The organism is Microbacterium sp. BE35 (genome assembly GCF_031457705.1).
GTDB lineage: Bacteria > Actinomycetota > Actinomycetes > Actinomycetales > Microbacteriaceae > Microbacterium > Microbacterium trichothecenolyticum.
In genome coordinates, this window is record NZ_JAVDXD010000002.1 from 792,360 (window position 1) to 817,711 (window position 25,352).

Consider the following 25,352-nt stretch of genomic DNA (forward strand, 5'->3'; position numbering starts at 1 on the left):
GGTGCTCAGCTCCTGCTCGTCGCCGCCTCCAGCGGCGGCATCGGCTCCCAGGAGGCGTCCTTCGCGATCTTGCGTCCGTCCCGCAGACCCCGGAAGAGGTTCGACGTCCCGCGGAACGTGCGCTCGACGAACACCAGCCGGATGAGCTCCTTGCCGAACGTCAGCGCCGTCCCGAGTCCGAACAGCAACGGGTTGTAGACGTCGAGCGAGCGATAGTACTTCTTGATGTACGCGCGGTTGCGCATGATGTAGTACCGGTACGCGTTGCTCGACGCGTTCATGTGGCGGATGCCCATGTCCCACTGCTTGATCTCGCGCGTGCGGCGCAGCACGAACTCGTCGACGATCACCGACTGGGTCTTGCGCGAGGCGAGCCAGCCGTACATCTGGTCATCCCAGTAGATGAAGAACCGTGGGTCGGGCAGGCCGATCTGCTGCACGATGTCGCGATGGATGAACATGCCCTCGAAGCATCCGGAGTTCATCGGCTTGTAGCCCGACTCGTCGAACTCGGCCGGAGCGAACGGGATTGGAATGCCGAGGGGCTCGGCCACGCGATACTGCCAGTAGAACGCGCTGCCGTCGTAGTCGTAGCGGCGGCCCTGGATGCTCTTGAAGCGCGGCGCCCACTTGCCCATCTTCGCGAGGCCGTCGGGGAGGACCTCGACGTCGTCGTCCATGAGCCAGATCCACTCGGAGCCGAGTTCGTAGGCGACGCGCATGCCTTCGCTGAAGCCGCCGGAACCGCCCGTGTTCGTGTCCAGCCGGCGGTACACGAGCGCGGAGGGCTCGAGGCTCTCGCGGAAGGACTCGACGACGTCCGTCGTGTCGTCGGTGGACGCGTTGTCGATGATGACGATGTGGCCGGGCTTCGGATCCATGGTGGCAAGGCTCGTCAGCAGACGCGACAGGAGGCCGGACCGGTTGTAGGTCACAACGGCGATCGTCGCGGAAGCGGGGTCGAACTGCGCAGCGGACGGAACGTGGGTCACGGGGATGATCTCCGGAAAACGGTGGCTGGCGCCGAGACGTCGGGCCGGAGAGAAGCCTACCCTGCCGTCACATACACGTCCCTGGACGCAACCGCACCGTAACCGACATGTGGAACGATGGCCGCGTGAAGGGAATCGTTCTCGCCGGAGGCTCGGGCACGCGGCTGCACCCGATCACGCTCGGTGTCTCGAAGCAGCTGATCCCCGTCTACGACAAGCCGATGGTGTACTACCCGCTGTCGACCCTGATGCTGGCCGGCATCCGCGACATCCTGGTCATCACCACGCCGCACGATGCCGCGCATTTCGCCCGGCTCCTCGGCGACGGGTCCCAGTTCGGGATCTCGCTCACTTTCGCGCAGCAGCCTTCGCCCGACGGTCTGGCGCAGGCGTTCACCATCGGCGCCGACTTCATCGGCGATGACAAGGTCGCGCTCGTCCTCGGCGACAACCTGCTCTATGGTCCTGGACTCGGCACCCAGCTGGCGAGGTTCGCGGATATCGAGGGCGGCGCGGTCTTCGCCTACTGGGTAGCCGACCCCGGAGCGTACGGGGTGGTCGAGTTCGACAGTGCCGGCCGAGCCGTCTCGCTGGAGGAGAAGCCGGCGGCGCCCAAGAGCAACTACGCGGTGCCCGGCCTCTACTTCTACGACAACGACGTGGTCGACGTGGCGCGTTCCCTCCGCCCCAGCGCCCGTGGCGAGTACGAGATCACCGATGTCAATCGCTCGTATCTCGATCGCGGCGCTCTCGCGGTCGAGGTCCTGCCGCGGGGAACCGCGTGGCTCGACACCGGAACCTTCGATCAGATGACGGATGCCGCGGACTACGTCCGCACCATGGAGCGACGCACCGGGATGAAGATCGGCGTGCCCGAGGAGGTCGCCTGGCGTCAAGGGTTCCTCTCGGAGGATGAGCTCCGTGTGCGCGCCGAGGCGCTGGTGAAGTCTGGCTACGGTGCGTATCTCATCGAACTGTTGGAAAGAGGACGTTGATGCGCCGAATACTCGTCACCGGGGGTGCCGGTTTCATCGGCTCCAACTTCGTTCATCATGTCCTCGCGCACACGGACGATCACGTCACCGTCCTGGACAAGCTGACTTACGCCGGCAACCTGGCGTCCCTCGAGGGGCTCCCTGTCGATCGGCTCGACTTCGTCCACGGCGACATCGCCGACGCTGTCCTCGTTGACGATCTGTTCTCCCGCGTCGACGCGGTCGTGCACTATGCTGCCGAGTCGCACAACGACAACTCATTGCACGATCCCCGACCTTTCGTCGACACGAACATCGTTGGCACCTACACTCTGCTCGAGGCAGCGAGGAAGCACGATCGCCGCTTGCACCACATCTCGACCGACGAAGTGTACGGCGATCTCGAACTAGACGACCCGGCGCGATTCACGGAGCAGACTCCCTACAACCCGTCTTCGCCTTACTCTTCAACCAAAGCGGGCTCCGATCTACTTGTGCGGGCATGGGTGCGTTCGTTCGGTCTCCGCGCCACGATCTCCAATTGCTCGAACAACTACGGTCCCTACCAGCACATCGAGAAGTTCATCCCGCGGCAGATCACGAGCGTGATCCGCGGCATCCGTCCGAAGCTCTACGGCGCGGGCGAGAACGTGCGCGACTGGATCCATGCCGACGATCACTCGTCGGCGGTTCTCACCATTCTCGACCACGGCGTCGTCGGCGAGACCTATCTCATTGGTGCCGACGGCGAGCGGAGCAACAAGGACGTCGTCGAGCTCATCCTCGGCCTCATGGGCCGGCCGACCGACGAATACGAACACGTCACCGACCGCGCTGGACATGACATGCGTTACGCGATCGACTCGACGAAGCTGCGAACGGAGCTCGACTGGGCGCCGTCGTTTGGGAACTTCGAGGAGGGGCTTGCATCGACGATCGCGTGGTATCGTGACCACGAGGCCTGGTGGGCTGCGTCCAAGGATGGCGTCGAGGCGTTCTACGCATCGAAGGGCCAGTGATGACCGTATTCGGCAGGCCATTGACGCTTACGTCGACCACGATTCCCGACCTCGTCGTCGTCGACCTTCCCGTGCACGGTGACTCGCGCGGCTGGTTCAAAGAGAACTGGCAGCGCGAAAAGATGACCGCGCTCGGGTTGCCGGACTTCGGTCCTGTGCAGAACAATATCTCGTTCAACGACGCGGTCGGTACAACGCGTGGGATCCATGCCGAGCCCTGGGACAAGTGGGTGTCGGTTGCCACCGGGCGCATCTTCGGCGCCTGGGTGGACCTGCGTGAAGGTCCCACATTCGGCACGGTCTATACGGCTGAACTCGACCCTTCGCGTGCGATCTTCGTCCCCCGGGGCGTGGGTAATTCGTATCAGACGCTAGAGCCCGACACTGCGTATACGTACCTCGTGAACGACCACTGGTCGCCCGAGGCCCGATACTCCTTCCTCAACCTCGCGGACGAGACCGTTGCGATTGACTGGCCGATCCCGCTCGAGGAGGCCGAGGTCTCCGCGAAGGACCTGGAGCACCCGAGAATGGCCGATGTCACACCCGTTCGGCCGCGAGGAGTGCTCGTCGTTGGAGCGGACGGCCAGCTCGGTCGGGCTCTGCGGGTTGCACTCGCCGATGTGAATCATGTCGAATTCGCCGCCCGCAGCAACCTCGATGTCACCGCGCCCGAGCTGGTCGGCGCACGCCGATGGCGCGACTATGGCGCGATCATCAACGCGGCCGCATACACAGCCGTAGATCGCGCAGAGACCGAGGAGGGCCGCCGCGACGCCTGGTCCGCCAACGTCACAGGAGTGGTGAACCTGGCCCGCGTCGCCGCAGCCAACGGAATCACCCTCGTACACGTGTCGAGCGACTACGTCTTCGACGGCACACTTGACCGCCCTTACCGCGAAGACGACCCGGTCTGCCCGCTCGGCGTCTACGGTCAGACCAAGGCGGCCGGCGACTCAGTCGTGAGTACGCTGGCGCGCCATTACATCGTACGGACGTCCTGGGTGATCGGCGCCGGCGGCAACTTCGTTCGCACGATGGCTTCACTTGCCGAGCGCGGCGTCGATCCGCGTGTCGTCGACGACCAGATCGGACGGCTCACCCCCGCGGTCGAACTGGCAAGAGGTATCCGCCATCTTCTGGACACGGAGGCCTCGTTTGGCACCTACAACCTCAGCGGGAGCGGCGAGCCCGTGACTTGGGCTGAGGTCGCAAGGCGCGTGTTCGCGGCCGCCGGTCACGACCCGACGCGGGTGACCGGCGTCTCCAGCGAGGAGTACTTCGCCGGCTCGCCTGTGCCCGTCTCGCCGCGGCCGCGCAACAGCGTGCTGGATCTGAGCAAGATCGAAGCGACCGGCTTCCTGGCGGCCGACGCCCTGGCCGATCTGGAGCGATCTGCTGGCTGACCGCTGGCTCCGGGAGGCTCGACGGGCTTCGCGGATCAGGCGGTTTCTCCCTGGGCGTGCGGCAGCCCCGAACCCTCGGCGCTGCCCACGGCCGGAGCATCCGTCCCGCGGTCCAGCGTCTCGCGCCACGAACGCGACTGGCCCGCGCGGACCGCGCACAGGACGAGCATGAGCCACCCGAGCCCGGTCAGGGTGAAGCTCTCGAACATCGAGTCCACGAGAAGTGCGACGAGCATCAACGGCGTCCACGCGTACACCACGGACCGCCGCTCACCCGCGACCAGCCACGACCGTCCCAGGGCAAGCGCCCCCAATGCGAGGAACAGCACCAGCCCGACCCAGCCGAGCTGCAGCGCCACATCGAAGTACGCGTTCAATCCCGTGGCGTGGTCCTTGTCGAGCCAGAAGTTGATGGCGTTGAAGGGGTACTCGCCCTGATCCCAGACGCCGAACCAGCCGAAGCCCTGCACGGGCCTCTGGCGAAGGATGTCGACCATGAAGTTCCACAGCTCGACGCGCATCGAGAAGTCGGTTCCGGCGCCGAGCAGCGCGATGATCGGATGCCGCGCCGTATAGCCCACGAACACCCCCACCACGACAAGGGCGCCGAGGCCGAGCTGCAGGCCCGCGCGGCGCTCGGGGCGGGCGTGACGCACGAGGGCGAGGGCGCCGACGGCGAGTCCGACGCCCAGGGCGAGCACGACGACGGTGGGGGAGTCGCTCAGGGCTGCGAGGCCGCCAGCGAGCACCACGGACGCCACCGAGACGCCGGGGGGCACCGACTGCGTGCGGTACTCGATGAGGAAGGTGATGAGCGCCATCACGGCGACGAAGCCGAGCAGGTTGCGCGTGCCGAAGATGCCCTGCACCGGCCCGAGCTCTGCGATGTTGCCCTGGATGCCGAGGAACGTGAACGGGATGTCGAGCAGGATGCCGGAGAGCACCTCGAGCGCGAGCGAGACGCCGAGGAGCACCCGCAGCACATCGCCGAGAGCGCGCACGGTCTGCAGCGTGTCACGGACGTGGCCGATGACGACCGCGAGGAACGCGAGCGCCGCCATCGACACCCAGTTCCAGAACGAGGTCGTCGCATCGCTCGACCAGAAGATGCTGGCGAACGCCCAGGCGATGAACGTCAGGACCGTCGTCGGCACGAGCCTCAGCAGTGAGATCTCGCGGCGGCGCGAGATCATCACGGCGAGGCCGAGCACGCAGAGGCCGGTGACGATGGTGACGTAGGTGACGCGGCCGGCGATCCGCTCGATCGCGTACGCGGAGAAGACGGTGGCGAAGACGACGAGGGTGAACGCGCGGGCGAAGGATGCCGAGGCGAGCAGCGTTCCCAGCCATCCGGGCGCTGCGGCATGCGGCGAGTCGGTCACGCGCCGCGCCCTGACGGCCGGTCGTCCGCCGTGGCCGCTGCAGTCCCCGGCTCGCGTCCACCGGGCTCATCACGCGCAACGGCCTCGCCGCGCTCGATCGCGACCGTCTGCTCGGCGGGCCCGACGCCGACATGGGGCGACTGCTTGATCTTGGAGCCGAGCATGACGAGGAAGAGCCAGCCCCACAGCAGCAGCGGGCTCGACTCGGCCAGTCCCTGAACCAGGAGGATGGCGCCCACCAGCGTGGGCAGCAGGGTCAGCGGCGAGTAGGGGCGATCGGCGCGGAGGTCCCACCGCGGCCGGTCGATCGCGAAGAACCATGCGCGCCACACGAACGCGAGGTAGAGGAGCGCGAGCAGCGCGACGCCGATGATGCCGAGCTGCATCGACACGTCGACCCACATGTTGTGGGCCTGCATGACCGTCTGGCCGTGGTCGATGATCCAGCCGTCGAACGCCGGGTCGGTCGGCACCCAGGGGGTCGCGAAGCCCCAGCCGGTCCACGGGCGCTCGGCGGCTCGCGCGAGCACCTTCTCCCAGATGCCCTCGCGGCCCGTCAGATCGGAGTTGCGGCCGAGCGCGGTGAAGATCGTGCCGCGCAGCAACCAGAGGGCCAGCAGCCCGCCGAGGCCGACGACGACATAGGCGACGTAGTACTTGGTGCGCTCGCCGGGTCTGGTCGCGGTGCGCATCAGCAGCACCGTGACGAGCACGACGACGACGGCGGCGGCGGTGAGGTAGGCGGTCGCCGAGCCGGCGCGCACGAAGAGGAACGCTGAGAGCCCGATCCAGATCCAGAGGAATGTCCGCCGTGGCGCACCGGAGAACAGCCGGATGGCGAACACGATGATCGCGAGGAGGGCCACGGGGGCCAGGAGGTTGGCGTTGCCCATGATCCCCTGGATGCGCTTGTCCCACTCGAAGAGGTTGTTGCGCGACCAGTACTCGATCGGGTCGTCGGCCTGGTCGACGACGAAGCCCGGCAGGATCGGCGCGCGTACGAACACCCAAACCCAGAGCTCGAACAGCAACGAGAGCGCCATGACCCACTTGAGCGCCGACGCCGCCGCACGCACGAGCTCGCGCCACGTGAGCACGCTCCCGATGAACAGCGCCTGGAGCGTGGTGATCCACAGCAGCAGCAGAGTGAGCGCGGTCGTCGCTGGCCAGGCCGACCACGTCAGCGACAGCGTCGCCCACGCGACGTAGGCGACGACGAACCAGGGGAGTCGTCGCCACTGCACCGGCGGACGGAGCACGATCCAGAGCACGGCCGACAGCACGCCGCCGGCGATGGTGATCACCGTCGTGGTGAGTTCGCCGAAGGCGTTCACCCACGCGGTGCCCGACAGTGACATGAAGAGCACGAGGATGCACCAGCCGCGCAGCATGAGGTGGCCGGTCTTCTCGCGGACCGGCGGTTCCGGCGGCGCCGACGCCGGATGCTTCGAATGGACGGCCATCGCTCTCAGGGTACCCCGGGCGGCATATGCGATCAGCGAGCTCCGGGGTGGGATCCCGACCCCGCCTGGCTAGGCTGTTCGGGTGCTGATCCCGCTCGCGAACGACCCCCGCGATTACGCCTGGGGCTCGACCTCCCTGCTCGCCGATCTCGAAGGGCGCGAGGCGTCCGGCCGTCCCGAGGCGGAGGTGTGGTTCGGCGACCACCCCGGCGATCCGTCCGAGACCGCCGACGGCCGCACGCTCGACCGCTGGATCGCGGACGAGGGCGCGGCGTCGGGCGTCGGCGAGCCGCTGCCGTACCTGCTCAAGCTACTGGCCGCAGCATCCGCTCTGTCCATCCAGGCGCACCCGTCGAAGGCTCAGGCCGAGGAGGGCTTCGCGCGCGAGGAGGCTGCGGGGATCCCGCGCGACGCCCCCGACCGCACCTACCGCGACGCGAACCACAAGCCCGAGCTCATCGTCGCGCTGAGCGACACGTTCCGCGCGCTCGCGGGCCTCCGCGACCTCGACGCGACGCGCCGGCTCGTGGCCACGCTCGGACCGGGCGCGGCGCCGCTCGCCGATCGGCTGAAGGGCGCGGATGCTTCGCTCTCGGCCGTCATCGGCTGGCTGCTGTCCGACGGCGCCGCCGCCGCGCGCGACGTGATCGCCGCGGCCGTCACCGCCGAGTCCGACGAGTTCGCCGCCGAACTCGCGCTCGCGCGCACGCTGGAGGCCGCGTTCCCGGGCGACCCCGGAATCGTCGTCGCGCTCCTCATGAACCTCGTGACCCTGCAGCGCGGTGAGGGCCTCTTCGTGCCGGCGGGCGTCCTGCACGCCTACCTCGAGGGCCTCGGCGTCGAACTGATGGCGGCGAGCGACAACGTCCTGCGCGGCGGCCTCACCCCCAAGCACGTCGACGCTGCGGAGCTCGTGAGCGTGCTCGACCCGACGCCGGGCCTGCCGCCGGTGATCGTCCCCCGCGAGATCGCAGCGGGCGTGCGCCGGTACGACGTCCCGGTCGCAGACTTCGCGCTGCTCGCCGTCTCGCCGGACGAAGACGGCGTCGAGGTGGTACTCGAAGGTCCCGCGATCGCGGTCGCCACCGCAGGCTCTCCGGCGTTGCGGGCCCTCGCGAGCGAGGATGTCGCGACGCTCTCGCCGGGCGCCGCCGTACTCGTCACTGCGAACGAGGGCGGCCTGCGGGTGACGGGCGAGGGCGAGATCTTCGTCGCCCTGCCGGGGCACTGACGAGGGCCCCATCACCGCCTCATCGGTTTCTCATCGGACCGTTATGACAGAGCGACACGCCGTCGGCGCGTCGTGAAGGTTCAAGAGGCGGTTGAGCATTTACTATCTGCGACTTGACCTCGCCGAACTACACGGGTGTAATTAGCCGTACAACACGCACCAGCGTGGAGCAGGATCACGGGGGGTGAGAACGACATGACGGTTTCGCAATTCCGTTCCGGCGTTCCCGACGACTGGTTCGTCGATCCGGTTCAACTGGGGGTTCCGGGGGTACGCCGCAACATCGATGCGGAAGAAGACAACCCGCTCGCATGGCAGACCGACGCACTGTGTGCGCAGACCGATCCGGAGGCGTTCTTCCCTGAGAAGGGCGGCTCCACGCGTGATGCGAAGCGCATCTGCACGTCGTGCGACGTCCGGGGCGAATGCCTCGATTATGCGCTGCAGAACGACGAGCGGTTCGGCATCTGGGGCGGTCTCAGCGAGCGCGAGCGTCGCAAGCTGAAGCGTCGAGCGGGCTGACGCGCACGCCGGGCGGCCGGTCGATCCGGCCGACCCGGCGCGTGCGCCCGGCGTGAGCTGCGAGCGCGACCTAGGCTGACCAGGACATGCCCACCGCCACGTCGAACACCGTCGCCTCGAACCGCGTCCACGCCATCCTGGTGGTTCGTCCCGATGGTCGTACCCCGGCGGCATTCCATCTGAAGCGCACCCTCGCCGCACTTCGCGAGCAGACGCGCCCTGTCGACGTCCTCACGATCGTGGTGTGCGGCGGCGACGACCATCTCTTCGAGATCGCGGATGCCGCGGGCGCCGAGTTCGTCTTCCGGGCCGGCGCATCGACCGCCTACGCCGCGGCGACTGCGCTGGTCACGCCGCGTCTCGACGGCGACGCCGTGTGGCTTCTCGCGCAGGACACCGCGCCGGAGCCCGACGCGCTCGCCCGGCTTGCCGGCGCGCTCGAGCTCTCGCCGTCGGTCGCCTTCGTCGCGCCCAAGCTGGTGCGCTGGGACGACCGCACGGAGATCGCGTCGCTCGGGGTCGGGATGACGCGGTTCGGCCGCACGGTCGGGTTCGCGGACGATGAGCTCGACCAGGGTCAGCACGACGCGCGGGAGGACGTCCTCGGCGCCGACGTCCGCGGCATCCTGGTCCGCGCCGACGCCTGGAAACAGCTCGGCGGCCTCGATCGGGGACTCTCCGGCGCCGACGAGGGATTGGATCTCGGGGTGAGGGCCCGCCTGGCGGGCGGGCGCGTCTCGCTCGTGCCGAGTGCACTTGTCGCGACGGCGGGCGACGGCGTCGCGGGTCTGCCGACACCGCTCACCCCTCAGCGGCAGCGCCGTGCCGTGTATGCGGAGCGCGTCGCGCAGCTGCATCGGCGGCTCGTGTACGCGCCGGCGGTCGTCGCTCCGCTTCACTGGCTCACGATCCTTCCGCTCGCGCTGTGGCGCTCGATCGTGGATCTGGCCCGCAAGCAGCCCGGACGCATCGCCGCGGAGTGGGCGGCGGCCGCGGTCGCACTCGTGCGCCTCGTGCCGGTATGGCGTGGGCGCCGTCGCCTCGCACGCGCCCGCACCGCGTCCTGGGCGCAGATCGCGCCGCTGCGCACGACGCGGAGCGAATTGCGCGAACGGCTCGACGACGACCCTGAGGTCGCTCTCGGCGGCCACCGTCGGAGCGATCTGAAGTTCTTCGCGGGCGGCGGAGCATGGCTCGTCCTCGCAGCGCTCGCCGTCTCGGTCGCGACGTTCCCGGCCCTGCTGGCGTGGCCGGTCCTCGGTGGGGGAGCGCTCCAGCCGCTGGCCACCACGGTCGGCCAACTCTGGGACGACGCGATGTACGGCCAGCGGGCCCTCGGCATCGACACGATCGGTCCTGCCGATCCGTTCGCCGCCTTGGTCGCCCTGCTCGGCTCGCTCTGGGCCTGGGCGCCGTCTCGCGGGCTGGTGCTGCTCTGGGTGCTGGCGCTGCCCCTCGCCGCGCTCGGCGGATGGTTCGCGTCGACGCGGGTGACCGAACGGGCGAGCCTTCGACTTCTCGGCGGAGCGGTCTGGGCGTTGGCGCCCACGTTCCTCGTCGCCCTGACGCAGGAGCGACCGACCGGCGTGATCCTGCACCTGCTGCTGCCCTGGCTGTTCTACGCCGGCGCCGTCGCGCACCGCTCGTGGGCGGGCGCCGGTGCGGCGTCGATCCTCCTGGCGGGGGTGGTCGCCACCGCTCCTTCCCTCGCACCGGCGATGCTGGTCACATGGGTGGGCGCGGTGCTCGCCGCCGTCATCCTGCGCGCGGGCCGTGGTGTGGCCCGTCTGATCTGGACGCTCATCCCGTCTGCGGCGCTGGCGCTCCCGCTCGTCTGGAACGCGCTCGCGAACGGCCAGGCGTGGGGCCTCGTCGCCGACCCCGGCGTGCCGTGGGCAGGTCCGCAGGTGGCTGCGGACGCCGCCGGGCGCGCGCTGCTGGCGGCCGGCATCCCGACCCCCGATCTCGCCGGGTGGACGACGATCCTGCCCGACGGGCCGACGTGGTGGGTGCCGCTGCTCACCGTGCCGCTCGCGCTCCTCGCCCTCGCCGCACCCCTCACCCAGCGCTGGGCGGCCGGGATCGTGCTGCTCGTCGTCACGGCGCTCGGCCTCGGTACGGCGTTCGCCGCCGTGGGGATCTCGGTCGCGTTCGCGCAGTCGATCACCGTGCCGCTCTGGCCGGGCGCTGGGCTGAGCCTCGCGTGGCTCGGCGGCCTCGGCGGTGCGCTCGTGGCGCTCGACGCCGGGCTGGCCCCCCGCGTCGCCCTGATGCGAGGTGTGGCGGCGGCCCTCGTGTTCGCGGCCACGGTGGTGCTCGCGGTTCCCTCGCTCACCGCGTTCACGCGGGGAACAGCGACCGTCGCCGACGGGCCGGCGAGCACGCTTCCCGCCTTCGTCGCCGCGGAGGGGCGCGACGACCCCGATGTCGGGACGATCGTGCTCACTCCACAGGCGGACGCCGGTGTCGCCGCACAGGTGGTGTGGGGCGCGAGCGAGACCATCGGCGGGCAGACGACCCTGCTGTCGACGCGCACGGAGCCGACCCCGCAGGACACAGAGCTCGCAGGGCTCGCCGCCGACCTCGTCACTCCTTCATCGGAGGACGTCGTGGGGCAGCTTGCGGCCAGAGGCATCGGTTTCATCCTGCTCGCACCGAGCACGCAGCCGGAGACGGATGCCGCGCGCACGATGCGGCTCTCGGCCATGACGGCGCTCGGCCAGCGCGACACGCTCGTCGTGGTGGGCGACACCGCCAAGGGCGAGCTGTGGCGGGTCGTCGACGAGATCGCGCCGCGACCGGAGGAGGCGGCATCCGTGTCGATTCTGGGCCGTTGGATCGCGTTCGGACAGCTCGCGATCTTCGGCATCGCACTCCTGCTCGCCGTGCCGACTGCCGCTTCGATCCGCGAGGCGCGGCGCACCCCGCGCGTCGTGGGACCCCACTGGCAGGAGGGCCGATGAGCGACCGACGCGTGTTCCGGTGGGCGACGACGAGCGCCCGCCTGCTGATCGGCACGGCTGTCTCGGTCGCTGCGGTGGTCACGGTGGTGACCGCGGTCTCGGTGCCGTGGCCGACCGTCGTGCGCGAACCCCTCAGCATTCCCGCGACTCCGGCCCCGGCCGCTTCGGTGATCGCCTGCGACGGCGGGCTGCTGTCGATCGGGCGCAACCCCACCGCGGCGTCCACGGTGACCCTCGCGGCCCCGCAGTCCGTCATCGGCGGCACCGCCGACGGCGAAGGAGCTGCGGAACAGCAGCTGCAGACGACAGGTGTCGGGCCCGGCCCGCTCGCGTACACGGCTGAGCCGCGGGACGGCCACGCGGTCGACATCGCCGCGATCGGTGCGGCGACGGCGAACGCCGACGATCTCTCGGGGTTCGCGGTCTCCGCCTGCCGCCCGCCGCTGCTCGACTCGTGGCTGGTCGGCGGCTCGGGCGCCACCGGCGCGGCGGATCTGGTGCTTCTCGCCAACCCGGGCGCGGTCCCCGCCACCGTGCAGCTGACGGTCTACGGCGTGGACGGACCGGCGACGCCGCCGGGCGGCGCCGACCTCGTGATCGCGCCGGGAACGCAGCGCGTGGTGCCGCTCGCCGGCCTCGCGCTCGGCGAAGAGACGCCGGTCGTGCGCGTGTCGGCGGTCGGGGCACCCATCCACGCGTCGCTCCAGGCGAGCATCACCCGCACCCTGACCCCCGGTGGGGTCGATCAGGTCGGGCCCATCGCCCACACCGAGAACACGCAGGTGATCACGGGGATCACGGTCACGCGTCCGACCGACGCGGACGGCGCGACGAACGAGACGACGGTGCTGCGGATGCTGTCGCCCACGCTTCCCGCGACGGCACGGGTGTCGGTCAACTCCGCCGGCCGCACCGAGCCGGTCGGTGAGCCGCAGGAGCTGGCCCTCGAGGCCGGCAAGCCGCTCGAGCTCGCCTTGAACGCACTGCCCCCCGGTGCCTACACGGTCACGGTCGAGGCGGACGCCCCCGTGGTCGCAGCCGTGTGGCAGGCGACCGGCATCTCGGCCGGCGACGACTTCGCCTGGTACACGCCGGCGCCCGAGGTGACGGTGCCGTCGCTGTTCGCGACGCCCGGAGGCCCGACACCCTCGCTCACGGTGGTGAACCCTTCCGGCGACCCGGTGACGGTCGACGTGACCCCGGTCGACGGCGGGTCGGCCATCAATCTGACCGTTCCGGCGAACGGGTCGGTCGCGATACGCCTGGCGACGCGAACGCTGTACCTGTTCGATCCTGCGGCTCCGGTCCGCGCAGGGCTGTCGTTCGCGGGCGACGGTGCGCTCGCGGGCGTGCCCGTGTGGCCCGCGGACGTCGCGACGCCGGAGATCGTCGTCTACCCCTGACCCCGACCGGGGGTGTCAGAAGTATCTGAAGCGCTCCGGGCCGAGGTCCCACGGGTCGCGATCGAGATACTCCGCCGCCGCACGGAACACGGCGCCCTCCACGAGCATGCGCCGGTGCAGATCGTCGTCGCGATGCATGTGGCTGAGGCGCTCGATCGGCAGGCGGTAGAGGATGATGCGGCCCGCGTCCGGCAGCACCGTCCAGCGCGGGATCCCGTCGTCGTCGGTCGCGGCGGGCATGTCGGCGACCTCGAAGCGGACGTCGCGCAGTTCCGGCCAGGCCGACCGCAGGAACTCCGCCGCGGTGCCGACCGCCAGGTCGAACCGGTCGACCCGGGTGTCGAGCGGTGGCAGGGGCGGGCGGACGACGGAACTCCGCCCCTCGCGCCCGTGGCGTCCGTGACGGGACGCGCGCCGCGGCGCGCGCTCGCTGGTCTTGCTCCGACGCCACGCCATGTTCCCATCCTAGGTCTGCGAGGGGCGTCCTCAGCCGAGGGTCAGAGCCGAAATGAGGGGCGGCCCGCCGTGATCGGCTCCTCAGCTCGGCTCTCGTCCTCAGCTGAGGATCCGGCGACGCAGAACGCCCGCGACGTCGTGCGGCGCGGCATCCGTTCCCATGTCGGCCGCGCGCGATAGCGTCTACCCGATGCGCGAGAGAGTCTGCTCCAAGGTCGGATGCGCCCGCGAGGCGGTGTCCACGCTCACCTACGACTACGGCGACCAGATGGCGGCTCTCGGTCCGCTCGGCGCCGCCGGCGATCCGCACGCCCACGATCTCTGCGCGATCCATACCGACCGCCTGTCCGTGCCCAAGGGCTGGGTCGTCGTCAGACACGAGACCCTCCGCGCCTGATCCTGCTCTTCTCGTGGGCCCGCGGCGGGCGTGGGAGAATGGGCGGATGCCGACCCACACGCCCGTCGCCACGCCTGCTGCCACCGAGGTCACCGAGTCCCGCGAGGGCTTCGAGTACGAGGTCGCCGACCTCTCGCTCGCGGAAGCGGGGCGCCATCAGCTGCGCCTCGCCGAGAACGAGATGCCGGGGCTCATGGCGCTGCGCGAGGAGTTCGGCGCGTCGCAGCCGCTGAAGGGCGCACGCATCGCGGGGTCGCTCCACATGACGGTGCAGACCGCCGTGCTCATCGAGACTCTGGTTGCCCTGGGCGCGCAGGTGCGCTGGGCGAGCTGCAACATCTTCTCCACGCAGGACGAAGCAGCCGCCGCCGTCGTGGTCGGCCCGACCGGCACCGTCGACGCCCCCGCCGGAGTCCCCGTCTTCGCCTGGAAGGGCGAGACCCTCGAGGAGTACTGGCGTCTCGCTGACCGCATCTTCGACTGGACCGCCGAGGGCTTCGACGGCCCCAACATGATCCTCGACGACGGCGGCGATGCGACCCTCCTCGTCCACAAGGGCGTCGAGTTCGAGAAGGAGGGTTCGGTTCCGGATGCTGCGGCCGACGACTCCGCCGAGTACCGCATCGTGCTCGAGACCCTGCGCGCCAGCCTCGCGCGCGACCCGCAGCGCTTCACGCGCATGGCCGAAGGTCTCCTCGGCGTCACCGAGGAGACCACCACGGGCGTCCACCGTCTGTATGAGCTCGCGGCATCCGGCGATCTGCTGTTCCCCGCGATCAACGTCAACGACTCGGTGACGAAGTCGAAGTTCGACAACAAGTACGGCATCCGCCACTCGCTGCCCGACGGCATCAACCGCGCCACCGATGTGCTGATGGGCGGCAAGGTCGCGTTCGTGTGCGGCTACGGCGACGTGGGCAAGGGGGCCGCCGAGGCGCTGCGCGGGCAGGGCGCGCGCGTCATCGTCAGCGAGGTCGACCCGATCTGCGCGCTGCAGGCAGCGATGGACGGCTACCAGGTGGCGCGGCTCGCCGACGTGGCAGGGCAGGTCGACATCGTCATCACCGGCACAGGCAACAAGGACGTCGTCACCGCCGACGACCTGCTGAAGCTCAAGCACCTCGCGATCGTCGGCAACGTGGGTCACTTCGACAACGAGATCGACATGGCGGCCCTGGAGGCGATCGACGGCGTCGAGAAGGTCGAGATCAAGCCCCAGGTGCACGAGTGGCGCCTGCCGAACGGGCGCAGCGTGCTGGTGCTCAGCGAAGGCCGGCTGCTCAATCTGGGCAATGCCACGGGGCATCCGTCGTTCGTCATGAGCGCATCCTTCACGAATCAGGTGCTCGCGCAGCTCGAGCTGTTCACGAAGCGCGAGGAGTACCCGACGGCCGTCTACGTGCTGCCCAAGCACCTCGACGAGAAGGTTGCGCGCCTGCACCTCGACGCGCTCGGCGTGCAGCTCACCGAGCTCACCCCCGAGCAGGCGTCGTACATCGGCGTGCCGGTCGAGGGCCCCTACAAGCTGGAGCACTACCGCTACTGACCGCGGCGCCCCGGGCTCAGCGCTCGGGGAAGCCGCGCGGCGGCGCCGACACCGGACCCGCGAGCGAGTCCGCGCGTGCGGTCTCGAGCCGCAGCGCCCGCAGTTCGCGCTCGCGGCGGACGGCGACGACCCCGATGAGGAACGTCTCGGGGTCGGCGGACGGTACCGGTGAGACGTGCTCGGCGGCTTCACGGGCGAGGGATGCCGCAACCCGCGCGCGTGCGGACGGCTCCATGCTCGCCGCCGACCGGGCGAACTGCGCCAAGCGCCGCGAGAGGCGTTCGGGCAGTCGTGCGACGTCCGCGACGGCGGCCCACTCCGCGAGCTGCGGCGGGATCCCCAGCTGCGGGTCGGACAGGCGCGGTGTGCGCGTGCGCTCCGAGTAGGTCCCGGCGAGCAGGTCCCCGAGACGCTGCGACCGGGGAGTGAAGGCGCCCACGAGCGCGGCGACGGCGCCCACCGTGAACCACAGCTCGAACACGCCGACGAGGGCGCGGATGAAGGCGTGACGGAAGCCCGAGGCGCCGCCGTCGGCCCGCACGATGCGGCCGCCGACGGCCAGCTTGCCGAGGCTGCGCCCATGGCTGGTGGTCTCGACGACGGTCGGGATCACCACCATGACGAGCACGAGCAGGACGATCGTGAGGATCGGCATCACCGCCTCGTCCACGACACCGATCCCCGCGAGCCAGGTGATGCCCCACGCCAGCAGCAGGAACACCACGACGCCGAGGATCATGTCGATGATCACCCCGAGTGCGCGCATGAAGAAGCCGAGCGGCTGCACGTCGAGCGCGACGGCCTCGCCGGTGAGCACCTCGTCCTGGTGGATGTCGACGATCGCGGGCTGGTCGGCGGGCATGGCTACAGTAAAGCGCATGGACCTCGACGCGCTGACGGCGGCTCGGCGCGAGGAATGGGCGCGCCTCGACGAGCTCAGCCGCGCCCGTCGCCTGTCGGGCGCCGAGGTGGACGAGCTCGTCACCCGGTATCGCGCGGCCTCCGCCGACCTGGCCGATGCGAAGACGTCGGCGGGCCGCAGTGTCCAGGGCGATCACATCTCGACCATGCTGGGCCGCGCACGGCTGCGACTGACCGGGGCGCCCGAGAATGTCATGCGCCAGATCCCGCGCTTCTTCGCGCTGCAGCTGCCCGCCGCGCTCTACCGCGTGCGCTGGCCCACGCTCGCGATCGCTGTCGGCTTCGTCATCGTGATGGTCGTCGTCGCGCTGTGGGTCTCCGGTGACCCTGCGCTGATCGCGAGCCTCGGCAGTCAGGCCGAGCTCGAGAAGTACGCCGAGAACCAGTTCACGGACTACTACAGCGAGAATCCCGCGGCGGTCTTCGCCGGCACCGTGTGGACCAACAACGCCTGGATCGCCGCGCAGTGCGTGCTGTTCGGCATCACCGGCATCTGGCCGATCATGGTGCTCGTGCAGAACGCGGTCGGCGTGGGCACCGCAGCGGCGATCATGGCGGCGTTCGACCGTGGCGACGTGTTCGTGCTGTACATCCTCCCCCACGGCCTGCTGGAGCTCACGTGCATCTTCGTGGCCGGGGCGGCGGGGCTGCGGATCTTCTGGGCCTGGGTCGCTCCCGGACCGCGCTCGCGCGGCGAAGCCCTCGCCGAGGCGGGCCGTTCCCTCGCGACGATCGCGATAGGCCTCGTGATCGCGCTGGGCGTCTCGGGCGTCATCGAGGGCTTCGTGACGGCACAGCCCTGGCCATGGCCGGTCAAGATCGGCATCGGCGCGGCCGCGCTCGCCCTGTTCCTCGTCTACATGCTCGTGGTCGGCCGGCGTGCGCACCGGCTGGGGGAGACCGGCGATCTCACCGAGTACGAGGCAGGCACGCCGACGCTCGTCGCGGGCTGATTCCCGAGACGGATGCCGCATACCACTGTTTTGAACAACTCAAAACAACGCTAAGCTCAGGGTATGGCCCCGCACACCGACGTCGAAGCGCGAGCCGTCGACACGGCGGCCCGACTGCGTGCCGCTGGACTGCGGGTCACCGATTCGCGGCGCGCCGTCGTCGATGCGCTCATCGAGCGTCCTCACGCGAGCGCCGACGAGCTGTTCGCCGTCGTCGCCCGGACGCTCCCCGCCACGAGCCTGCAGTCGGTCTACAACGCCCTCGGCGACTTCGTCGATGCCGGCCTCGCGCGCCGCATCGAGCCTGCGGGCCGCCCCGGCCTGTTCGAGCTGCGCGTCGACGACAACCATCACCACCTGATCTGCTCGCGGTGCGGCGCCGTAGAAGACGTCGACTGCGTCGTCGGCGAGGCACCGTGCCTGACGCCCTCCGACGCGCACGGCTACGCCGTGCAAGTGGCCGAGGTGACCTTCTGGGGCGTGTGCCCGGCATGCGCGCAGGCGGCACCGGGCGACGACGAGCCTGCCGTCGCGGGGCTCGCGCGCTTCTGACGTCCTGTCCGACTTCGATAGCCCATCCCGATTGGAAGGAAGCCATGACCGACACCAACGACACGATCCCGGAGATCGGTGAGAACCCGACCGACGCCGATCAGGCGGTCACCCCGATCGACACCCCGGTCGACGAGCGCGAGGACGGCGAGACCCGCCCGCGCCCGAACGAGACGGAGGGCTGCCCGGTCATCCACGGCGGTCAGCCGCACCCGACCACCGGAAACGCCAACAGCGTCTGGTGGCCGAACCAGCTGAACCTCAAGATCCTCGCCAAGAACCCGGCGGTCGCCAACCCGCTCGGCGAGGACTTCGACTACAAGGCGGCCTTCGAGTCGCTCGACCTGGCCGCGGTCAAGGCCGACATCGCCGAGACGCTCACCACGTCGCAGGACTGGTGGCCCGCCGACTTCGGCAACTACGGCCCGCTCATGATCCGCATGGCGTGGCACAGCGCGGGCACGTACCGTGTGACCGACGGCCGCGGCGGCGGCGGTGCAGGCCAGCAGCGCTTCGCGCCGCTGAACAGCTGGCCCGACAACGTCAACCTCGACAAGGCGCGCCGCCTGCTCTGGCCGGTGAAGAAGAAGTACGGTCAGTCGCTGTCGTGGGCCGACCTCATGATCCTCGCCGGCAACGTGGCGCTCGAGTCGATGGGCTTCGAGACCTTCGGCTACGCGGGTGGCCGCGCCGACGTGTGGGAGCCGGACGCCGACGTGTACTGGGGTCCCGAGACCACGTGGCTCGCCGATGAGCGCTACTCGGGCGACCGTGACCTCGAGCGGCCGCTCGCGGCTGTGCAGATGGGGCTCATCTACGTGAACCCGGAGGGCCCGAACGGCGAGCCCGACCCCCTGAAGTCCGCGCGCGACATCCGTGAGACGTTCGGCCGCATGGCGATGGACGACGAGGAGACCGTAGCGCTGATCGCGGGTGGCCACACCTTCGGCAAGACACACGGCGCGGCACCCGACACGAACGTCGGTGACAACCCCGAGGCCGCCGGCCTCGAGGAGCAGGGCCTCGGCTGGAAGAACGGCTACGGCACCGGCCACGGCGACGACACCATCACGTCGGGCCTCGAGGTGACGTGGACGTACCACCCCACGCGCTGGGACAACGAGTTCTTCCACATCCTCTACGCCTACGAGTGGGAGCTCATGCGCAGTCCGGGCGGCGGCCACCAGTGGCGCCCGATCAACGGCGGCGGCGCCGACATGGTGCCCATGGCGCACTCGAACGGCCGTCGCGAGCCCCGCATGCTCACGAGCGACCTCGCCCTGCGCACCGACCCCGCGTACGACGCGATCTCGCGGAAGTTCAAGGACGACCCCGAGGCCTTCGCCGATGCGTTCGCGCGCGCCTGGTTCAAGCTCACGCACCGCGACATGGGTCCGATCGAGCGCTACCTCGGCTCCGAGGTCCCGTCGGAGGAGCTCCTCTGGCAGGACCGCGTCCCCGCGGTCGACCACGCGCTCATCGACGCGGCGGACGCGGCGGCGCTCAAGGCGCAGATCCTCGACAGCGGTCTGAGCGTGACCGAGCTCGTCGAGACGACGTGGGCGGCAGCATCCTCGTTCCGCGGCAGCGACAAGCGCGGCGGCGTCAACGGCGCCCGCATCCGCCTCGCTCCGCAGAAGGACTGGGAGGTCAACAAGCCCGCCCAGCTCGCCACGGTGCTCGCGAAGCTCGAGCAGATCCAGGCCTCCTTCAACGACGGCCGCACCGACGGCAAGAAGGTGTCGCTGGCCGACCTCATCGTGCTCGCGGGCAACGCGGCGGTCGAGAAGGCGGCGAAGGACGCCGGCGTCGACGCCGAGGTCGTCTTCCACCCGGGCCGCACCGACGCCACGCAGGAGCAGACCGATGTGACGTCGTTCGCGTTCCTCGAGCCGACCACCGACGGATTCCGCAACTACTACGGCCCGCAAGCGTTCATGCCCGAAGAGCACCACCTCATCGACCGCGCCAACCTGCTCACGCTGAGCGCGCCGGAGCTGACGGTGCTCGTCGGCGGCCTGCGCGTCCTCGGGGCGAACTGGGACGGCTCGGAGTACGGCGTGTTCACCGACCGCAAGGGCGTGCTCACGAACGACTTCTTCGTGAACCTGCTCGACCTGGGCACCACCTGGAAGCCGCTCGACCCGGGCGCCCACGCTTTCGCGGGCGTCAAGGACGGGTCGGGCGCGCCGGTGGGCATCGGCACGCGCGTCGACCTGCTGTTCTCGTCGAACTCCGAGCTGCGTGCCGTCGCCGAGGTGTACGCCTCGGACGACGCGAACGAGAAGTTCGTGCGCGACTTCGTGAAGGCATGGGGCAAGGTCACCGAGCTCGACCGGTTCGACCTCGTCTGACCTGCGCAGACGCAGAAGAGCGGCCCGTCCCCGGAAGGGGGCGGGCCGCTCGTCGTGGTGCGTGCGGTGACTACTTGACGCGTGCCTCGGCCTGGACCGGGGGCAGCGTGCCCTTGGGCTCGAAGAGCGCGCGGTGCAGGACGCCGGCGATGAGGCCGCCGACGATCGGGAACACGATGAACACCCACAGCTGCGACAGCGGCCCGGGGCCGCCGTAGATGGCCGCGGCGATCGAACGGGCGGGGTTCACCGACGTGTTGTCGATCGGGATCGAGATCAGGTGGATGAGGGTCAGCGTGAGGCCGATCGCGAGCGGTGCGAGCGCCGCCGTGCCTCGGGTCGAGTGCGTGACGCCGAGGATGATGAGCACGAAGATCGCCGTCAGCAGCACCTCGGCGATGATGGCGGCGCCGAGCTCGAAGCCGCCGGGCGAGCCGAAGTCGCCGGTGCCGTAGCCGTTGGACGCGAAACCGCTGTCCTGTGCGTTGGCGAGCCAGTTGTCGGTGCCGAAGATGCCGATCAGGACGATGAGCGTCGTGCCCAGGGCGCCGCCGATCACCTGGGCGATGATGTAGCCGATCGTGTTCTTCCACTCGAAGCGGCCCGCCGCCGCGAGTCCGAGCGTGATGGCGGGGTTGAAGTGGCCGCCCGAGATCGGTCCCCATGCGTAGGCGCCCGCGACGACGGTCAGTCCGAACGCCAGCGAGACGCCGACGAACGCGATGCCGAGCGGGTTGCCCTCGTCTCCGGCCGGGAAGTTGGCTGCGAACAGCGCCGCGCCGACACCGCCGAAGACGAGCAGAAACGTTCCCAGAGCCTCCGCGACGAGCCTGTTCACCGTGGTGGGCGGGATGGTGGTATCCGACATGGCGGACTCCTTTCCTCGCCGCGAGGCTAGCGGCATTTTCAGCGGTTTCCCAGGAACCGCACGCGGAGTGTCTGCGTATAACGCCTGATCTCCGCAAGTTTCCCCCGTGGTTCAGGCGATGGTTGCCACCCGTTTGCGGTGTCGGATGCTGTCGCCCGCGGCATCCGTCCCCTCCGCTGGTCCGCTCGGCGTGGCGTCGCCCGCGGTTTGGGGCGCACAGGCTGCGCTCGGGGCGCATCCGGTGCGCCCCGAACGCGCGGGGCGCGCCCCAAACCCGGAGACGCGGCTCAGGTGTGGCGAGTGCGGGGCCTCACAGGCGACCGGCCGCCTTCAGCGCGAGGTAGCGATCTGCGATGCGCGGCGGAAGGTCCTCGGGCGTCGCCGCGATCGCCTCGCCGCCGGCCCGGCCGATGGCGGCGGCGACGACCGCGGCGTCATGGGTGCTCTGCTCGACCGCGGCGGCACGGTAGACGTCAGCGGCATCCGGGCGCTCGGGGAGGGGTTCCTGCTCGTCGGTGACGGCGCCGACCAGCACGTGCGCGCCCCGCGCGAGCGCCGGGAGCGACCCGAGGAACCCTCGCGCCGCCTCGGCGGCGTCCTGCGCCGTCAGCAGCACGACCAGCGACGGGCGGGAGGTGAGAGCGCGCACCTGCGCGAAGGCGGCGTCCCAGTCGGTGTCGATCAGCTGCGGCTCGACCGGGGCCATCGCGTCGACCAGCGCGGGCAGCAGTCCGGGTCCGTCCACGCGCGTGACGCGGGCGCGGATCGTCCGGTCGAACATCAGGAGGTGGACGTGGTCGCCCGCCCGTGACGCGAGTGCCGCGAGCAGCAGCGCCGCCTCCATCGCGGCATCCATCCGCACGCCGTCGCCGACGCGTGCGGCGGCCGTGCGTCCGGTGTCGATCACGATCACGACGTGCCGGTCGCGCTCGGGGCGCCACGTGCGCAGCATCGTCGTGCTCGCGCGCGCCGTGGCGCGCCAGTCGATCGAGCGAACGTCGTCACCGCGCACGTATTCGCGCAGGCTGTCGAACTCCGTGCCCTGACCGCGCACCTGCACGCTGGTGTTGCCGTCGAGCTCGCGCAGCCGGGCGAGCCTCGAGGGCAGGTGACGTCGGGCGGTGAACGGCGGCAGCACGCGAAGCGCGCCGGGTTCGTCGAGACGAGCCTGGCGTCCGGCGAGACGAAGCGGTCCGTCGGCGCGCACGACGATGAAGCGTGAGCGCAGTTCGCCGCGGCGGCGGGGGAGCAGCGGGACGCCGACGGTCCGGGCCTCGCCGGGTGGGATGACGACGGCCGGCCGCTCCGGCGGAGCCCCCGCCGTCGGCTGCCACGCGTCGCGGATCCGGCCCCGCAGCGTGCGCTCGCCGAGGTTGCGCAGCACCAGTTCGGCGACCACGCGCTGGCCGAGGAGCACGCGCCCCGGAATCCTCCGCATGACCGCGATCCTGCGGGGGTCCGGTGCCGCCGCGGCGTCGCCGAGCATCGCGGCGAGGCAGAGCAGCACCCACCCCGCGGCCGCGATCCACGCGTCGACGCCTGCCGCGGAGAGCAGCAAGACGGGCAGCGCTCCGACGGCGAGCAGCAGCGGCAGACGACCGGTGACGTACATGCGGCTCAGATCGGGACGCGGGTCTGCTGCAGCACCGAGCCCAGCACGGCGTCGACGGACACGCCCTCGAGCTCCGCATCGGGACGCAGCCGGATCCGATGGCGCCACGTGGGCAGCAGCATCGTCTGCACGTGGTCGGGCGTGATCGCGGGGTACCCGCCGAGCCACGCCCACGCCTTCGATGCCGCCAGCAGGGCGGTCGCCGCGCGCGGGCTGACGCCGAGCTGCACCGAAGGGCTCCGGCGCGTGGCCTGCGCGAGATCGACCACGTAGCCGAGCACGTCGTCAGAGACGGTGACGGATGCCGCGGCCCGCTGCGCCGCGCGGATCTCGTCGGCGCTCGCGGCACGGCGCAGGCCTGCACCCGCGAGGTCGCGCGGGTCGAAGCCGCTCGCGTGTCGGCGCAGCACGGCCAGTTCGGCATCCCGTGCCGGTATCTCGACGATGAGCTTCAGCAGGAACCGGTCGAGTTGGGCCTCGGGCAGCGTGTAGGTGCCCTCGTGCTCGATGGGGTTCTGGGTGGCCGCGACGAGGAACGGGTCGGGCAGAGGCCGTGTCACGCCGTCGGTCGAGACCTGGCGCTCCTCCATCGCCTCGAGCAGAGCCGCTTGCGTCTTGGGCGGCGTGCGGTTGATCTCGTCGGCGAGCACGACGTTCGTGAAGACCGGGCCCTCACGGAACTCGAACTCGCCCGTCTTCGCGTCGTACACGAGCGACCCCGATACATCGCCGGGCATCAGGTCGGGCGTGAACTGGATCCGCTTCGTGTCGAGACCCAGCGCCGTCGAGAACGCCCGCACGAGGAGGGTCTTCGCGACGCCGGGAACCCCCTCGAGGAGCACGTGGCCGCGAGACAGCAGGGCGATCAGCAGGCCCGTCACCGTGCCGTCCTGCCCGACCACCGCCTTGCCCACCTCCAGGCGCACGCGGTTCATCGCCTCGCGCAGCGTGGCGTCGTCGAGGGGTGGGCGATCCGTCGCGGCGGGCGCCTCGGTGCTCGCGGTGGCGGGGGTGTCCGTCATCGGGGACTCCTTTCGGGGCGGACGGCCGTGCGAACGGCGTCCTCGAGGTCTCTCAAGCGGGTGCTCAGGGCGACGAGGTCCGCATCGCTGCGCGGGACGTCGTCGATCAGGATGCCGCGCACGGCCCTCCGGTCGAGCCCTGTGCGGCCGGCGGCGGCATCGGCGATGTCGGGAGCGGCCGCGTTCGCGGCGAGGCCGAGAAGCGCGGCGATGCGCCGCAGTGCGCCGATCCGGAGCCGGTCCGCGGCGTGCAGCGGATCGCCGGCGCGCGCGTAGAGGCGGGCGCGACCCTCGGTCGTCTCGGAGGCGCGCACCGTCACGGGCAGGCGCTCCGCGACGAGCGGACCGAACCTGCGGCCCCGCCAGACGCCCGCCGCGATGCCGGCGACAAGGAGGAGGACGATGACCGCGCTCACCCAGGGCGGTGTGAGGTCGCCGAGCGACGGGTTCGCGTTCGCGAGGTCGGTGTCGCCGGGGTTCGGCACGTACCAGACGACGAGCGGATGCCGCCCCAGCAGGTTCACCGCGAGCGCCGCGTTGCCGTTCTCGGCGAGGTGCTCGTTGGCGAAGAGCGGCCGGGCGTCGACCGCGGCGATGCGGCCGCCATCGGCGGAACGGACGAGGAGACCGTACCGGGCGTCCGCCGGGTAGCACGCCTCGGCATCACCTGCGCTGTAGACGGCCCCCGGGGCGAGGGCGCCGGCGCGGAGTGCGGCGTCGAGGTCGCAGTCGGGCCCGATCGCCGCGTCGGGGGCGACCCCGGCGGGGGCGGAGCCCGGGAGCAGCAGGTCGAGCGTGCGGGCGCGGGGCTCGACGAGCACGACGTCGGTCGCCCCGGAGGCGAGGTCGGCGATCGCGTCGTCCGAGAGCGCCGGCGCGTCCGGGAGGACGAGGGTTGCGGGCGCTGTGCCCAGAATCTCTGCGGCGGCCGCACGATCACGCACCACCCGCACATCGACGCCGTGGCCCCGCAGGATCTCGGCCAGCGCGCGGGTGCCGCCGGGGCCGGTCGAGTCCGGGTCGAGCGCGTCGCGCTGGGCCCACTGGTTCGCCGCCGACACCGCACCGCCGATCCCGCCGATCACGAGCAGGGCGAGGCCGATCGAGACCCACGCCGCCCACCGGCGGCCGCGCCGGGGACCAGCTGGACCCACGCGTCCGGAGGATCCGCCCGGCGCGCCGGCGCCGGGCGGAGGGGACGCGGGGACCGGAGTCGACGTGTCGAGCGCCGCCGCCGTCATGCGGTGCCTCGGCAGCTGGTGGCGGGTGCACAGAATCGGAGGCATTCGGCGACACGCCGCCCGGTGGTCGCGCCA

At 70.6% G+C, this 25,352-nt stretch carries 21 protein-coding genes; 12 read left to right on the forward strand and 9 right to left on the reverse strand.

Annotated features, from left to right (window positions below; all coding sequences use genetic code 11):
• Positions 1-5: 5 nt before the first annotated feature.
• Positions 6-992: a glycosyltransferase family 2 protein gene (locus J2Y46_RS09650; RefSeq protein ID WP_310241941.1), complete on the reverse strand. Its 987-nt coding sequence runs from the start codon at positions 990-992 to the stop codon at positions 6-8.
• A 125-nt stretch (positions 993-1,117) separates the two neighbouring features.
• Here J2Y46_RS09650 and rfbA point away from each other — a divergent pair, with 125 nt between their 5' ends.
• From rfbA to J2Y46_RS09665, 3 genes are read left to right on the forward strand one after another with little or no spacing between them, the layout of a single operon-like run.
• Positions 1,118-1,987 carry a glucose-1-phosphate thymidylyltransferase RfbA gene (gene rfbA / locus J2Y46_RS09655; protein WP_310241943.1) on the forward strand — a complete coding sequence of 290 codons (870 nt, stop codon included), beginning with the start codon at positions 1,118-1,120 and terminating at the stop codon, positions 1,985-1,987.
• Complete coding sequence (gene rfbB / locus J2Y46_RS09660; RefSeq protein WP_310241944.1) at positions 1,987-2,985, forward strand: dTDP-glucose 4,6-dehydratase; 999 nt, start codon at positions 1,987-1,989, stop codon at positions 2,983-2,985. The genes rfbA and rfbB overlap by 1 nt, the downstream gene beginning before the upstream one ends.
• Complete coding sequence (locus tag J2Y46_RS09665) at positions 2,985-4,391, forward strand: bifunctional dTDP-4-dehydrorhamnose 3,5-epimerase family protein/NAD(P)-dependent oxidoreductase (protein ID WP_310241946.1); 1,407 nt, start codon at positions 2,985-2,987, stop codon at positions 4,389-4,391. The genes rfbB and J2Y46_RS09665 overlap by 1 nt, the downstream gene beginning before the upstream one ends.
• 35 nt (positions 4,392-4,426) lie before the next feature.
• On the opposite strand, the gene J2Y46_RS09670 is transcribed toward J2Y46_RS09665, so the two are convergent.
• Together J2Y46_RS09670 and J2Y46_RS09675 are read right to left on the reverse strand one after the other, a co-directional pair.
• Positions 4,427-5,773 carry an O-antigen ligase family protein gene (locus J2Y46_RS09670; RefSeq protein WP_310241948.1) on the reverse strand — a complete coding sequence of 449 codons (1,347 nt, stop codon included), beginning with the start codon at positions 5,771-5,773 and terminating at the stop codon, positions 4,427-4,429.
• Positions 5,770-7,236 (reverse strand): O-antigen ligase family protein, encoded by a 1,467-nt coding sequence (locus J2Y46_RS09675; RefSeq protein ID WP_310241950.1) that lies wholly within the window; start codon positions 7,234-7,236, stop codon positions 5,770-5,772. The genes J2Y46_RS09670 and J2Y46_RS09675 overlap by 4 nt, the downstream gene beginning before the upstream one ends.
• A gap of 82 nt (positions 7,237-7,318) precedes the next feature.
• Between J2Y46_RS09675 and manA the strand changes: the two genes are divergently transcribed.
• The 4 genes from manA to J2Y46_RS09695 all read left to right on the forward strand — a co-directional run bounded on the left by manA (position 7,319) and on the right by J2Y46_RS09695 (position 13,355).
• Entirely contained in the window at positions 7,319-8,467 is a 1,149-nt protein-coding gene (manA, locus tag J2Y46_RS09680) for a mannose-6-phosphate isomerase, class I (RefSeq protein WP_310241952.1), read from the forward strand.
• A gap of 195 nt (positions 8,468-8,662) precedes the next feature.
• Positions 8,663-8,989 (forward strand): WhiB family transcriptional regulator, encoded by a 327-nt coding sequence (locus J2Y46_RS09685; RefSeq protein ID WP_084695695.1) that lies wholly within the window; start codon positions 8,663-8,665, stop codon positions 8,987-8,989.
• An 86-nt stretch (positions 8,990-9,075) separates the two neighbouring features.
• Positions 9,076-11,952 carry a glycosyltransferase gene (locus J2Y46_RS09690; protein ID WP_310241957.1) on the forward strand — a complete coding sequence of 959 codons (2,877 nt, stop codon included), beginning with the start codon at positions 9,076-9,078 and terminating at the stop codon, positions 11,950-11,952.
• On the forward strand, positions 11,949-13,355 hold the full coding sequence (locus tag J2Y46_RS09695) for a DUF5719 family protein (RefSeq protein WP_310241960.1): 1,407 nt from the start codon (positions 11,949-11,951) through the stop codon (positions 13,353-13,355). Before J2Y46_RS09690 ends, J2Y46_RS09695 begins: the two co-directional genes overlap by 4 nt.
• A gap of 15 nt (positions 13,356-13,370) precedes the next feature.
• Here the strand turns inward: J2Y46_RS09695 and J2Y46_RS09700 are convergent, their stop codons facing one another.
• Complete coding sequence (locus J2Y46_RS09700) at positions 13,371-13,811, reverse strand: metallopeptidase family protein (RefSeq protein ID WP_310241961.1); 441 nt, start codon at positions 13,809-13,811, stop codon at positions 13,371-13,373.
• A gap of 190 nt (positions 13,812-14,001) precedes the next feature.
• Here J2Y46_RS09700 and J2Y46_RS09705 point away from each other — a divergent pair, with 190 nt between their 5' ends.
• Positions 14,002-14,208: a DUF3499 family protein gene (locus tag J2Y46_RS09705; RefSeq protein WP_045301176.1), complete on the forward strand. Its 207-nt coding sequence runs from the start codon at positions 14,002-14,004 to the stop codon at positions 14,206-14,208.
• A 46-nt stretch (positions 14,209-14,254) separates the two neighbouring features.
• Positions 14,255-15,754, forward strand: coding sequence for an adenosylhomocysteinase (gene ahcY / locus J2Y46_RS09710; RefSeq protein WP_045301078.1), 1,500 nt, complete (start codon positions 14,255-14,257; stop codon positions 15,752-15,754).
• 16 nt (positions 15,755-15,770) lie between these two features.
• Here ahcY and J2Y46_RS09715 read toward each other — a convergent pair whose 3' ends face one another.
• Positions 15,771-16,616, reverse strand: coding sequence for an RDD family protein (locus J2Y46_RS09715; protein ID WP_310241967.1), 846 nt, complete (start codon positions 16,614-16,616; stop codon positions 15,771-15,773).
• Between the two features lie 16 nt (positions 16,617-16,632).
• Here J2Y46_RS09715 and J2Y46_RS09720 point away from each other — a divergent pair, with 16 nt between their 5' ends.
• The 3 genes from J2Y46_RS09720 (at position 16,633) to katG (ending at position 20,534) form a co-directional block, all read left to right on the forward strand.
• Positions 16,633-17,628: a stage II sporulation protein M gene (locus tag J2Y46_RS09720; RefSeq protein ID WP_045301081.1), complete on the forward strand. Its 996-nt coding sequence runs from the start codon at positions 16,633-16,635 to the stop codon at positions 17,626-17,628.
• 63 nt (positions 17,629-17,691) lie between these two features.
• A complete protein-coding gene (locus tag J2Y46_RS09725; RefSeq protein WP_310241968.1) occupies positions 17,692-18,180 on the forward strand; it encodes a Fur family transcriptional regulator in 489 nt (162 codons plus the stop codon).
• Positions 18,181-18,224: 44 nt separating this feature from the next.
• Positions 18,225-20,534, forward strand: coding sequence for a catalase/peroxidase HPI (katG, locus tag J2Y46_RS09730; protein WP_045301084.1), 2,310 nt, complete (start codon positions 18,225-18,227; stop codon positions 20,532-20,534).
• A gap of 70 nt (positions 20,535-20,604) precedes the next feature.
• Here the strand turns inward: katG and aqpZ are convergent, their stop codons facing one another.
• The 4 genes from aqpZ to J2Y46_RS09750 form a co-directional block, all read right to left on the reverse strand.
• Positions 20,605-21,402, reverse strand: coding sequence for an aquaporin Z (gene aqpZ / locus J2Y46_RS09735; RefSeq protein ID WP_045301086.1), 798 nt, complete (start codon positions 21,400-21,402; stop codon positions 20,605-20,607).
• A 310-nt stretch (positions 21,403-21,712) separates the two neighbouring features.
• Complete coding sequence (locus J2Y46_RS09740) at positions 21,713-23,014, reverse strand: DUF58 domain-containing protein (protein WP_310241972.1); 1,302 nt, start codon at positions 23,012-23,014, stop codon at positions 21,713-21,715.
• A gap of 5 nt (positions 23,015-23,019) precedes the next feature.
• Positions 23,020-24,036, reverse strand: a complete 1,017-nt coding sequence (locus J2Y46_RS09745; protein ID WP_310241974.1) for a MoxR family ATPase — start codon at positions 24,034-24,036, stop codon at positions 23,020-23,022.
• On the reverse strand, positions 24,033-25,277 hold the full coding sequence (locus J2Y46_RS09750) for a DUF4350 domain-containing protein (protein WP_310241976.1): 1,245 nt from the start codon (positions 25,275-25,277) through the stop codon (positions 24,033-24,035). Before J2Y46_RS09750 ends, J2Y46_RS09745 begins: the two co-directional genes overlap by 4 nt.
• Positions 25,278-25,352 lie beyond the last annotated feature (75 nt).